This is a genomic window from Pseudomonas sp. R2-60-08W (assembly GCF_003852335.1).
Classification (GTDB): Bacteria; Pseudomonadota; Gammaproteobacteria; order Pseudomonadales; family Pseudomonadaceae; genus Aquipseudomonas.
The window spans coordinates 2,655,529-2,667,526 of sequence record NZ_CP027731.1; the positions used below are offsets into that span (position 1 = coordinate 2,655,529).

The 11,998-nt window shown below is 62.0% G+C and carries 8 protein-coding genes; 1 reads left to right on the forward strand and 7 read right to left on the reverse strand.

The genetic code is table 11. The features are described 5' to 3' along the window. Positions 1-101: 101 nt before the first annotated feature. From C4J90_RS12095 to C4J90_RS12115, 5 genes are all read right to left on the reverse strand, one after another. Positions 102-377, reverse strand: a complete 276-nt coding sequence (locus C4J90_RS12095; protein WP_124362615.1) for a peptidylprolyl isomerase — start codon at positions 375-377, stop codon at positions 102-104. A gap of 43 nt (positions 378-420) precedes the next feature. After that, positions 421-2,958, reverse strand: a complete 2,538-nt coding sequence (locus C4J90_RS12100; protein ID WP_124419878.1) for a PAS domain-containing sensor histidine kinase — start codon at positions 2,956-2,958, stop codon at positions 421-423. Between the two features lie 141 nt (positions 2,959-3,099). Further along, positions 3,100-5,052 carry an acetoacetate--CoA ligase gene (locus tag C4J90_RS12105; RefSeq protein ID WP_124419879.1) on the reverse strand — a complete coding sequence of 651 codons (1,953 nt, stop codon included), beginning with the start codon at positions 5,050-5,052 and terminating at the stop codon, positions 3,100-3,102. 152 nt (positions 5,053-5,204) lie between these two features. Beyond that, a complete protein-coding gene (locus tag C4J90_RS12110) occupies positions 5,205-5,978 on the reverse strand; it encodes a 3-hydroxybutyrate dehydrogenase (protein ID WP_124366834.1) in 774 nt (257 codons plus the stop codon). Positions 5,979-5,985: 7 nt separating this feature from the next. Continuing rightward, positions 5,986-7,377 (reverse strand): GntP family permease, encoded by a 1,392-nt coding sequence (locus C4J90_RS12115; RefSeq protein WP_124414556.1) that lies wholly within the window; start codon positions 7,375-7,377, stop codon positions 5,986-5,988. Positions 7,378-7,639: 262 nt separating this feature from the next. Between C4J90_RS12115 and C4J90_RS12120 the strand changes: the two genes are divergently transcribed. Beyond that, on the forward strand, positions 7,640-8,788 hold the full coding sequence (locus C4J90_RS12120; protein ID WP_124419880.1) for a DDE-type integrase/transposase/recombinase: 1,149 nt from the start codon (positions 7,640-7,642) through the stop codon (positions 8,786-8,788). A 151-nt stretch (positions 8,789-8,939) separates the two neighbouring features. Here C4J90_RS12120 and C4J90_RS12125 read toward each other — a convergent pair whose 3' ends face one another. Then, on the reverse strand, positions 8,940-10,346 hold the full coding sequence (locus C4J90_RS12125; protein WP_124419881.1) for a sigma-54-dependent Fis family transcriptional regulator: 1,407 nt from the start codon (positions 10,344-10,346) through the stop codon (positions 8,940-8,942). A gap of 73 nt (positions 10,347-10,419) precedes the next feature. Beyond that, positions 10,420-11,991: an ABC transporter ATP-binding protein gene (locus C4J90_RS12130; protein WP_124419882.1), complete on the reverse strand. Its 1,572-nt coding sequence runs from the start codon at positions 11,989-11,991 to the stop codon at positions 10,420-10,422. Between the last annotated feature and the right edge of the window lie 7 nt (positions 11,992-11,998).

Genomic DNA, 11,998 nt, shown 5'->3' on the forward strand with positions numbered 1-11,998 from the left:
CGGGGGCAAGCCCCCTCCCACAGTTAACCGCGTTTTAACTGAAAGAATGCAGTCGAATGTGGGAGGGGGCTTGCCCCCGATAACGGTGTAAAGCCAACCCCTCAGTCCCGGTAAAACACCTGCACCAAGTGATAGCCAAACTTGCTCTTGACCGGCCCATGCACCACCCGCAGCGGTTTCTTGAAGATCACTGCATCAATGGCCCCAACCATCTGCCCTGGCCGCACTTCACCCAGATCACCGCCGCGCTTGCCCGACGGGCAAGTGGAGTACTTCTTGGCCAGCACATCAAAGGCTTCGCCCTTGGCAATGCGCTGCTTGAGCTGTTCGGCTTCTTCGCTGGTTTTCACCAGGATATGACGGGCTTGGGCTTTCATCGATTTCTACCAGGTGTGCGACGGCGCGCGATTATGCCTGAACTCAGGCATCGACGCCGATCATGCTGCGGATTTTGGTCGCCAGCAGGTCAATGGAAAACGGTTTGGCCACCATGTCCATGCCGTGCTCCAGAAAGCCCTGGCGCTCGGCGGCTTTTTCGGCGTAGCCGGTCATGAACAGCACGCGCAGCCCCGGCCGGTGCTGGCGGGCGATTTCCGCCAGTTGCCGGCCGTTCATGCCCGGCAGGCCGACGTCGGTCACCAGCAGGTCGACGCGTAAATCCGATTCCAGCAACGGCAGCGCCGTGCGCGCGTCCGCGGCCTGGTGCGCGGTGTAACCCAGTTCATCGAGCAGATTGACCACCAGCATGCGCACCGCCGGGTCGTCCTCGACCACCACCACCGCTTCGCCGGCCAGGGCCAGCGGCGCTTCGGCCAGGCTGGCGGGCAGGCTGCTTTCCAGCGCAGTGCCGTGCAGGCGCGGCAGGTACAGGCGCACGCAGGTGCCCTGGCCCGGTTCGCTCTGGATAGTCACGTGGCCCCCCGATTGCTGGGCAAAGCCGTAGATCATCGACAAGCCCAGGCCGGTGCCCTGGCCGATGGGTTTGGTGGTGAAAAACGGGTCGAAGGCTTTGGCAAGAATTTTCGGCGCCATGCCGCTGCCGTTGTCGCGCACGCCGAGCATCACGTAGTCGCCGGCCTTGACCGGCTCCAGGGTGGTGATATCGGTGCCGTCCAGATAGCTGTTGGCGGTTTCGATCAGCAGTTCACCGCCGTCGGGCATGGCGTCACGGGCATTGATTACCAGGTTGAGCAGCGCATTTTCCAGTTGGCTGGCGTCGGTGTTCACCGGCCAGATGTCTTTGCCAAGCTGCACGGTGAGCGTGATATGCGCGCCCTTGGTGCGGCGGAACAGATCTTCCAGGGACGCCACCAACTGGTTGGGATCGGTGGGGCGCTTGTCCAGCGACTGGCGCCGCGAGAACGCCAGCAGCCGGTGGGTTAGGGCGGCGGCGCGGTGGGCGGAGGCCACGGCGGCATCGGCAAAGCGGCCGATGTCTTCGCTGCGGCCGGCGGCAATGTAGCGTTGCATCAGGTCGAGGCTGCCGATGATGCCGGTGAGCATATTGTTGAAGTCGTGGGCGATACCGCCGGTGAGCTGGCCCACGGCTTCCATTTTCTGCGCGTGGCGCAGCGCGTCTTCAGCCCGCTCGCGCTCGAACATTTCGTTGTGCAGGCGCTGGTTGGCCTCGGCCAGCGCCTGGGTGCGCTGGGCCACGCGCTCTTCGAGGTTTTCGTTGAGATGGCGCAGGGCTTCTTCAGTGAGTTTGCGTTCGGTCTCGTCGATCACAAAGATATAGAAACCGTTCACCGAGCCGTCAGTGCTGAAGCGCGGCAGGTACTTCATCAACGCGTGGCGCGGCCGCCCATCGCGATGCGGCGTGACGGTCATGAAGCTGCACGCCTTGCCGTTGAGCGCGGCGGCGATCTTGTCTTCGCGCCCGGCGTACACCTCGTCGCCCAGCACTTCGCGAATGGTCTTGCCGTACAGCTCCTGGGGCGTCTTGCCGTACCAGTCGAGGTAGGCGCTATTGTTCAAGCGAAAGCGTTGCTCGTGGTCGACATAGCCGATCAGCACCGGCATGGCGTTGATGATCAGTTGCAGTTCGGTCTGGCTTTGACGCAGCGCCTGCTCGGTGTGCTTGCGCTCGGTGAGGTCCAGCGCGGCACCCAGGAAGCGGGCGGGGCGGCCTTGCGGGTCCTTGTAGCAACGGCCACGGGCAAACACCCAGCGTACCTGGCCGTCGGCTTGCAGCAGGCGGTATTCCTCGGCGTATTCGGTGCCGAAGGTGATGCAATGCTTGATGCTGCGCGTGACCGTGCCACGGTCTTCGGGATGCACGCCGAGCAGGTAGGCGCTGATGGGCAGCAGGCCGGCGTCATTGGGGTCGACGCCGTGCAGGTAAGCGAAATGTGCGTCGGCGATAAACTGGTCTTCGCCGATGTCCCAGTCCCAGGTGCCTACCGCGTCGGTCGCCGCCAGGGCCAGTTGCAGTCGTTGCTCGGTGTTGTGCTGGGCCTTGAGGCTGTCTTCGGAGCGCTGCTGCAGTTCGAGGGCCTTGCTGCGCCGCTCGTTGGTTTCGATGGCCGTGACCAGGATGCCGGCTACGCGGCCGCTTTCATCGCGCACCGGGCTGTAGGTCAGGTCAAGCCAGATCTCGGTGTCGCGCTGGTCGCGCTGCAGCACGAAACGCTGCTCGCTGAAGGTGCGCACCTGGCCGCTGAGCACCGCGTCGTAGACCGGCGCGGCGAAGCTTTGCAGCTCCGGCCAGGTCGCATGCACCGGCTGGCCCAGGGCGCCGGGGTGCTTGTTGCCAGCCAGGCGGGCGAAACCATCGTTATACAGCTGGGTGAGCTGCTCGCCCCAGAGCAGCAGCATCGGCATGGGCGAATGCACCACGATATCCACGGCGGTGCGCAGACTTTGCGGCCAATCATTGGCCTCACCGAGGGGGCTTTGCGCCCAGTCCAGCCGCTCGATCATTGCCGCGGCGTCGCTACCGGTGGATGTTCCATTCATGAAAAAGCCTTGCGTATCACGCTTTGAAAAATGACAACACCCATTATTCCAAGAGACAACGACGGGTGGCTACCTCAAAAAATAGCACGCATTGCCGGTTTTTCTGCAAAACGCCGTATCGGGGCTGAAACCTTTCATCTGTCACGCCAGCTCAGGGCGGTCGCGAAAGTGTTCGAGTGCCTCGGGATTGGCCAGCGCATCGGTGTTTTTCACCGGTTCCCCATGGACCACATTGCGCACTGCCAATTCGACGATCTTGCCGCTGATGGTGCGCGGGATATCGGCGACCGCGAGGATTTTCGCCGGCACGTGGCGCGGCGTGGTGTTGGCGCGGATCACCTGGCGGATCTGCTGCTCCAGCGCCTCATCCAACTGGACACCGTCAGCCAGGCGCACAAACAGCACCACGCGCACGTCGTCCTGCCAGCGCTGGCCGATGGCGAGGCTTTCCAGTACCTGCGGGACTTTTTCCACCTGGCGATAGATCTCGGCAGTGCCGATGCGCACGCCGCCAGGGTTGAGCACCGCATCGGAGCGGCCATGAATCAGCAGGCTGCCGTTGGGACGTTGCTCGGCGTAGTCGCCCTGGGCCCACACGCCGGGGAACTGGCTGAAATACGAGGCGCGCAACTTTTGCTGCTGCGGGTCGTTCCACAGCCCGATGGGCATGGCGGGAAAATGCCGGGTACACACCAATTCGCCTTTCTCGCCGACCAGTGGGCGGCCCTGCTCGTCCCACACTTCGATAGCCATCGCCAGGCTCTTGCACTGCATTTCGCCACGGCGCACCGGCAACACCGGGTTGCCGATCACGAAGCAGGAGACAATATCGGTGCCGCCGGACATCGACGACAGGCACAGCTCGGCCTTGATCTCGCGGTACACGTAGTCGTAGCTCTGGGGCGACAGCGGCGACCCAGTGGAGATCAACCCTTTGAGGCTGCGCAAATCGTGGCTGAGGCGCGGTTGCAGCCCGGCCTTTTCCAGGGTGGCGAGAAACTTGGGGCTGGTGCCGAACACGCTGATGCGTTCGGCGTCGATCAGGTCGATCAAGCGTTGCGGGCCCGGATGAAACGGAGAACCGTCATACAGCACCGCCGTGGCGCCCAGGGCCAGCACCGACACCAGCCAGTTCCACATCATCCAGCCGCAGGTGGTGTAGTAGAACAGGCAGTCTTCACGGGACAGGTCGGCATGCAGGCCATGTTCCTTGAGATGGGTGAGCAGTACGCCGCCGGTGCCGTGAATGATGCACTTGGGCACGCCGGTGGTGCCGCTGGAATAGAGGATATACAGCGGGTGATCGAACGGCACCGCGACGAACTCGGGCGTGCCGCCGGGTTGGTAGAAGTCGCTCCACAGCGCGACGCGTGCGGGCGTGCGGTAATCCGTGACCTGCGCCTGAGGGCGGGCGTAGGGGACGATGATCAAGTGTTCCAGGGACGGCAGCCGTGCGAGGATTTCATTGAGCTTGGCGCTCTGGTCGAGGGTCTTGCCGGCGTAACGATAACCGGCGCAAGTGATCAGTACCTTGGGTTCGATCTGGCCAAAACGGTCGATCACGCCTTGGGTGCCGAAGTCCGGTGACGAGCACGACCAGATTGCCCCGAGGCTGGTGGTGGCGAGCATGCCGACCAGGGTTTGCCAGGTATTGGGCATGCACGCCGCCACACGGTCACCCACACCGACACCGGCCGAGCGCAGGCTGTTTTGCAGGCCGGCGACATGTTCGGCCAATTGCGCGTAGCTCAATTGTTCACGCTGGCCGTCTTCACTGATGGCAACCACCGCCGGGTGATCGTCGCGACGGCGCAGCAAGTGCTCGGCGAAGTTCAGGGTAGCGCCGGGAAACCACTGGGCGCTGGGCATGTCGGCGCTCTCGATCAACGTGGCGCTGGGCGGGCTGCGAAATTGCACCTCGAAGAACGCCACGATCGCCTTCCAGAAATCCGGGCGCTGGTCGATGCTCCACTGGTGCAGGGCGGGGTAGTCGCCCAGCTGCAGGTGGTGGTGCGCATTGATGTAGCGGCGGAACTGGTCCATGCGCGTGTTGGCGATGCGTTCCGGGGAGGGTTGCCAGAGGATGTCGGACATTGCGGGGTCTCTCGTTCTTCCAAACAACAGAGTTCCAATGTGGGAGGGGGCTTGCCCCCGATGGCGGTGTTTCAGTTTGCACATTCATTGACTGACCCACCGCTATCGGGAGCAAGCCCCCTCCCACATTTTTGATCTCCAGTGTTTGGGGGTTATTGGGCCAACCAACCACCATCAATATTCCACGCCGCGCCACGCACCTGGCTACCGGCCTCACTGCACAAAAACAGCACCAGCTCACCCAGCTGCGGCGGTGTCACGAACTCCAGCGACGGTTGTTTCTCCGCCAGCAGATCATGCTGCGCCTGCTGCGGGCTCACCCCGTTGGCCGCGCGATCGTCGATCTGCTTCTGCACCAGCGGCGTCAGCACCCAGCCCGGGCAAATCGCGTTGCACGTCACGTTGCTGGTCGCGGTTTCCAGGCCCACAACCTTGGTCAGGCCGATCACCCCATGCTTGGCCGCCACATAGGCCGCCTTGCCCACCGAACCCACCTGGCCGTGCACCGAGGCGATATTGACGATGCGCCCCCAGCCTTTGGCCTTCATGCCCGGCAGGCTCAAGCGCGTGCTGTGGAACACCGATGACAGGTTGATGGCGATGATCGAGTCCCAGCGCTCCACCGGAAAATCTTCCACCGCCGCCACATGCTGGATGCCGGCGTTATTGACCAGTATGTCGACGCCGCCGAATTCGCGCTCGGCATAGGCCAGCATCTCGGCGATCTGCGCCGGGTCGCTGACGTCTGCCGGGTGATGCCCGACCTTGCCGCCAAACGCCTGCACCTGGGCGATCACGCCGCTGGCATCGCCGAAGCCGTTGAGGATCAGGTTGGCGCCGGCCTTGGCCAGGCTCAGGGCAATGCCCAGGCCGATGCCGCTGGTGGAGCCGGTGACCAGGGCGGTCTTGCCGTTCAATGTCGTCATGAAAACCTCACACTATGCCGGTGGCGTAGAACGTACCGATCACCACGAACACCGCGAGGGTCTTGATGATCGTGATGCCGAAAATATCCTTGTAGGCTTCGCGGTGGGTCAGCCCGGTCACCGCCAGCAGCGTGATCACCGCGCCGTTGTGGGGAAGGGTGTCCATGCCGCCGCTGGCCATCGCCGCGACCCGGTGCAGCACTTCAAGGGGAATATTGGCCGCATGGGCCGCTGAAATAAAGCTTTCGGACATGGCCGCCAGGGCGATGCTCATGCCGCCGGATGCGGAGCCGGTGATCCCTGCCAGCAAGGTCACGGTAATCGCTTCGTTGACCAGCGGGTTGGGGATGCCCTTGAGCCAGTCCGCCAATACCAGGAACCCAGGCAATGAGGCGATCACTGCACCGAACCCGTATTCGGAAGCGGTGTTCATCGCTGCCAGCAGCGCGCCGCTGACCGCACTTTTACTGCCCTCGGCCAGCTTGCTTTTGATCGCTGAAAAACCGCACACCAGCACCACGATGATCCCCACCAGCAACGCCGCCTGCACCGCCCAGATCGCGGTGAGCTTGGCGATTTCGGTGGTCACCGGGGCGCTCATGCCCGGCAGGCTGAGGCTGTGGGTCTTGCCGTACCACTGCGGGATCCAGTGGGTGAACAGCAGGTTCATCACCCCCACCAGAAGCAACGGCGACAGCGCGATCCAGGGGTTGGGCAGGGCCAGGTTCTCGGCGGTTTCCGGCTCGTTGCGCAGCTCGGTGCCGTAGCCTTCACCCGCGCGCTGGGCCTTGTTGCGCTGGCGCGACAGGTAGAGCATGCCGGCGCAGAACACGAAGATCGTACCGATCAGCCCCAACCACGGCGCCGCCCAGGCGGTGGTGTTGAAGAAGGTGCTGGGGATAATGTTCTGGATCTGCGGCGTGCCGGGCAGGGCGTCCATGGTGAACGAGAACGCACCGAGGGCGATGGTGGCCGGGATCAGGCGCTTGGGGATATTGCTCTGGCGGAACATCTCCGCGGCAAACGGGTACACCGCAAACACCACCACGAACAGTGACACGCCGCCGTAAGTGAGCAGGGCACAGACCAACACAATCACCAGCATCGCCTGGCGCGTGCCGAGCAAACGAATGGCGGCGGCGACGATGGAACGCGAGAACCCCGACAACTCGATCAGCTTGCCGAACACCGCACCGAGCAGGAACACCGGGAAATACAGCTTGATGAAACCGACCATTTTCTCCATGAACACCCCGGTGAAGGCCGGTGCGACAGCGGAAGGGTCAGTCAGCAGAACAGCGCCGAGGGCGGCGATCGGGGCAAACAGGATAACGCTATAGCCACGGTAGGCAGCCAACATCAGCAGCGCCAGGGCTGCCAAGGCAATGATCACACTCATGGTGTGTCTCCAATTGTTATTTTTGTGGGTGAAACGCTGGAGAACGGCTATAGCGAGATGTGTGCCATGTTTCTAACTTATTGAAATATAAAAATATTTAGCTGTTTCTTGGCGAGAGTTCCAGTCATTGTCTCAATTCAGAGACCGCCACCGATCAAATGTGGGAGGGGGCTTGCCCCGGTACAAACCGGGGACATCGTTTACATTTCTAACCGGGGACATGGTTTACAGGTTAATACGCATGATCAGGAGGTAACTGATCATGCCCTGGAACCAAGAGTCTCCGATGAATCAACGAATCAGACTGGTCGCTGACTGGCTTTCTGGTAATTACACCAAAAGCCAGCTGGCGCGCCGCTTTAACGTAAGTCGGCCTACCGTCGACAAATGGATCGGCCGGCACAATGGCGATTTAAAGTCGTTAGCCGAACTGTCCCGACGCCCTCACAACAGCCCCAATAAAACCGACGATGAAATCCTGGCCCGTGTGGTGGCGATGAAGGAGGCGCACGATAAATGGGGTCCGAAGAAGCTTCTCGAGCTATTGCGACTTGAAGATCCCTCCATCGCCTGGCCTTCCCCAAGTACAGCAGGCCAATGGCTTGATCGACTTGGGCTCGTCCAAAAGCGGCGCTTCAAGCGCAGACACGGTACTTCCCCTGTAGTAATGCGCGAGGCCAACGAACCTAACCAGACGTGGTGCGCCGACTACAAAGGGCAATTCAAAATGCATAACGCGCAGATGTGCTTCCCTTTGACCATCACAGACCACGCTTCCCGGATGATTTTGGCGTGCAGGGCTCATTCAAAGATCAAGACTGAACCTGTTGAACAAGCCTTTGAGAGACTGTTTCAGGAGTACGGCATGCCCGAAGTTATTCGGTCGGACAACGGTGTTCCGTTTGCCTCTCCTGGCCTGGCAAGAATATCCACGCTGGCAGTTTGGTGGATACGTCTGGGCATCTATCCGGAGCGCACCATGCCAGGAAGACCGGCCCAAAATGGTCGCCATGAGCGGATGCACCGTAGCTTGAAACTGGAGCTGCCCTTAGGAGAAAACCTAATCGAGCAGCAGCTTTTGCTAGAGCACTTCAGGCATGAGTTCAATTACGTGCGCCCTCATGAAGCGCTCAGTATGAAGCGTCCAGGGGACGTGTATGTGCCGTCTACCCGGATTTACCCAGGATGCTTGCCGGATGTGGAGTATCCGTCCGAAATGAAGGTTCGAAGCGTCAGACAGGACGGGTCGATCAAGTGGAACGGCAAGTTGGTATTTATCAGCGAGGCGCTGTCAGGGGAGCAGATAGGGCTTAAAGAGGCTGAGGATGATGTTTGGGATTTGTACTTGTGTGATTATCCCCTGGGAAGGCTTGGGCGAGGTATGACCCGCGTCCAAGCCTCAAATGTGTAAACGATGTCCCCGGTTTCAGATGTAAACGATGTCTACGGTTCTACACCCCGATGGCGGTGGGTCAGCCAGCACAAACATTGACTGAACTATAGTTATCGGGGGCAAGCCCCCTCCCACATTAGACTGTCTTGAAAATGAGAACACTGTCTCTTTAGTGAGACTGAGTAAGGCCCAGAGCTAGCATTTTCTTGTACAGCGTCGACCGCCCCAGCCCCAATCGCTTGGCGGCCGCCACCACATTCCCTGCGCATGTTTGCAAGGCATCACCGATCAACTGCCGATCAAACCGCTCCCGCGCCGCCGCATAGGTCTCACCCTCGGCCGTGGCTACCGCACCACGCGCCACCGGCCTGAACGTGCCAATCGCAGCCCGAATCTCCCCGGCGTTCAACACCAGGTCATCGCTCAACAACGCCGCCCGCTCCAGCACGTTGCGCAGCTCACGGATATTTCCCGGCCACGCATGCTGCGCCAACAGGGCCAGTGCTTCGCGGTCCAGTTCATGCTGGCTGCGCAGTTCCTCGAGGATGGCTTCGCTCAGCGCCGGAATATCTTCCAACCGTTCACGCAGCGGCGGCACCTGGATCGGCAACACGTTCAGGCGGTAGTACAAGTCCGCACGGAACTCGCCACGCTTGATCGCCGCTTCCAGGTCCATGGATGTCGCCGCGATCACCCGCACATCGCTGTGAAGCATTTCGTTGGACCCCACCGGTTCGAATTCCTTTTCCTGCAACACCCGCAATAACTTGCTTTGCAGCGGCAGCGGCATGTCGCCGATTTCATCGAGGAACAGCGTGCCACCCTGGGCGATCTGGAATTTGCCGGGACGGCCCTTGCGGTCGGCGCCGGTGAAGGCACCTGGGGCGGTGCCGAAAAATTCAGCTTCGAGCAGGTCGTGGGGGATCGCCGCGCTGTTGATGCTGACGAACGCCTTGTGGGCTCGGGGCGAAGCACCATGGATGGCCTGGGCGAGCAATTCCTTGCCGGTGCCGGTTTCGCCGAGCAGTAGCACCGGCGATTCGGCGCTGGCACTGCGCCGCGCACGGCGCTTGACTTCAAGGCTGGCGGCGCTGGTGCCGATAAAGTGCGCGAAGTTGTATTTGCTTTGCCGCGAGCGCAACAGCGAACGCGTGGACGCCAGTTCCTGCTGCATGCTCAGGTAGCGCTCGATCAGCGGCGACAGGTTGCGCAGCTCATCGAACAGCGCAAAGCCAATCGCACCGATCACCGCGCCCGCATCGTCGTGGATCGGCAGGCGCATCACCACCAGCGGGCCCTTGGGCGTGTCCTGGATATCCAGCAGAATCGGCCGGTCGTTGCGCACCACCTGGCGCAACAGGCTGTTGGAAATCACCTGCTCGCAGGGTTGGCCGATGGCCTGCTCGGCGCTCTTGAGGCCGAAACGCTTGGCGTAGCGCTCGTTCATCCAGACGATATTCGCATCACGGTCCACGATCACCGTGCCTTCGCTGGACTGCTCGATAATCTCGAACAGCGACTGAATGGCCAGGCCGCGAACGTGTTGGTAGTCCTTGAGGTTTTCGGTGGTGTTCATAGTCATAGCGCCGATTGATGGTCCAGCAGGTGAAGCGTGGCGAGGGAGCCCGCTCGCCACTATAAACGCGCTTCTACAAGGGGATGTGTGCGGCAGCCAACAGTTCCTTGGTGTAGGGATGCTGCGGCGCTTCGAACACGGCATGGCTGGGGCCGCGCTCTACCACTTTGCCGTCCTTGACCACGATCATATCGTGGGCCATTGCCCGCACCACCGCCAGGTCATGGCTGATGAACAGGTAGGTCAGGCCGTATTTCTCCTGCAGTTCGCGCAACAGGGCCACCACTTGTTTTTGCACCGTACGGTCCAGCGCCGAGGTCGGCTCATCCAGCAGCATCAACGCCGGCTTGAGCACCAGTGCCCGGGCGATAGCGATGCGCTGGCGCTGGCCGCCGGAAAATTCATGGGGGTAACGGTGCCGGCTGGCGGGGTCCAGGCCGACGTCCTTGAGTACCTGGATCACCTGCGCTTCGCGCGCGTCGAGGCTGCACGGGGCGTGCACTTCCAGGCCCTCGCTGATGATCTGTTGCACCGACATGCGCGGGCTGAGGCTGCCATACGGGTCCTGGAACACCACCTGCATCTGCTTGCGCCATGGGCGCATCTGCCGGTGGTTGAGCGGGTCGAGGGCCTCGCCCTGGAAGCGGATGCTGCCGGTGGAATCGAGCAGGCGCAGGATCGCCTGGCCCAGGGTCGACTTGCCCGAGCCGGACTCGCCGACAATCCCCAGGGTCTTGCCGCGTTGCACACTGAGGCTGATACCGTCCACCGCCTGCAGGTAGCGCTTGGGTCGCAGCAGCCCGCCGCCGAGAGCAAACCGCACGCTCAGGTCGTTCACCTGCAATACGGTCTCGCGCTCTTCGCCGCACAACACTTCAGCCGAGGGCTCGGCGTCCAGCAGCAAGCGGCTGTAGGGGTGCTGTGGCGCGGCAAACAAGGCCTGGCAGTCGGCCTGCTCGACGATCTCGCCGGCGCGCATCACGCACACCCGCTGGGCAATGCTGCGCACCAGGTTAAGGTCATGGCTGATCAGCAGCAGTGACATGCCCAGGCGTTGCTGCAACGACTTGAGCAGCAGCAGGATCTTGCGCTGCACGGTCACGTCCAGTGCGGTGGTGGGTTCGTCGGCAATCAGCAGCTCCGGCTCGCAGGCCAGGGCCATGGCGATCATCACCCGCTGGCGCTGGCCTCCGGAGAGTTGATGGGGGTAGGCCTTGAGCCGCTCCTGGGGTTTCTGGATGCCGACCAGGTCGAGCAGCTCGAGGATACGCGCCTGCGCCGCCTTGCCGCCCAGGCCCTTGTGCAGCAGCAGGGTCTCGCCGATCTGCTTTTCGATCGTGTGCAGCGGGTTCAGCGAGGTCATCGGCTCCTGGAAGATCATGGCAATACGGTTGCCGCGCAGCTTTTGCAGGGCCTTAGGCGACGCGCCCATCAGCTCCTGGCCGCGATACTTCACCGAGCCTTTGCTGAGCGTGCCGGCTTCGGGCAGCAGTTGCAGGATCGAATGAGCGGTCACCGACTTGCCCGAGCCCGACTCACCCACCAGCGCCAGGCACTCGCCGGGGCGCACGTCCAGGTTCACATTGCGCACCACGGTGTGGCCGCTGAACGCCACGCTGAGGTCACGGATTTCGATCAGGTTCATATGCAGT

Excerpts from the sequence above, each read along its gene's own strand:
- C4J90_RS12110 (WP_124366834.1), bottom strand. The coding sequence starts at position 5,978 with ATGACGACATTGAACGGCAAGACCGCCCTGGTCACCGGCTCCACCAGC.
- C4J90_RS12120 (WP_124419880.1), top strand. The coding sequence starts at position 7,640 with ATGCCCTGGAACCAAGAGTCTCCGATGAATCAACGAATCAGACTGGTC.
- C4J90_RS12100 (WP_124419878.1), bottom strand. The coding sequence starts at position 2,958 with ATGAATGGAACATCCACCGGTAGCGACGCCGCGGCAATGATCGAGCGG.
- C4J90_RS12115 (WP_124414556.1), bottom strand. The coding sequence starts at position 7,377 with ATGAGTGTGATCATTGCCTTGGCAGCCCTGGCGCTGCTGATGTTGGCT.
- C4J90_RS12095 (WP_124362615.1), bottom strand. The coding sequence starts at position 377 with ATGAAAGCCCAAGCCCGTCATATCCTGGTGAAAACCAGCGAAGAAGCC.
- C4J90_RS12105 (WP_124419879.1), bottom strand. The coding sequence starts at position 5,052 with ATGTCCGACATCCTCTGGCAACCCTCCCCGGAACGCATCGCCAACACG.
- C4J90_RS12130 (WP_124419882.1), bottom strand. The coding sequence starts at position 11,991 with ATGAACCTGATCGAAATCCGTGACCTCAGCGTGGCGTTCAGCGGCCAC.
- C4J90_RS12125 (WP_124419881.1), bottom strand. The coding sequence starts at position 10,346 with ATGAACACCACCGAAAACCTCAAGGACTACCAACACGTTCGCGGCCTG.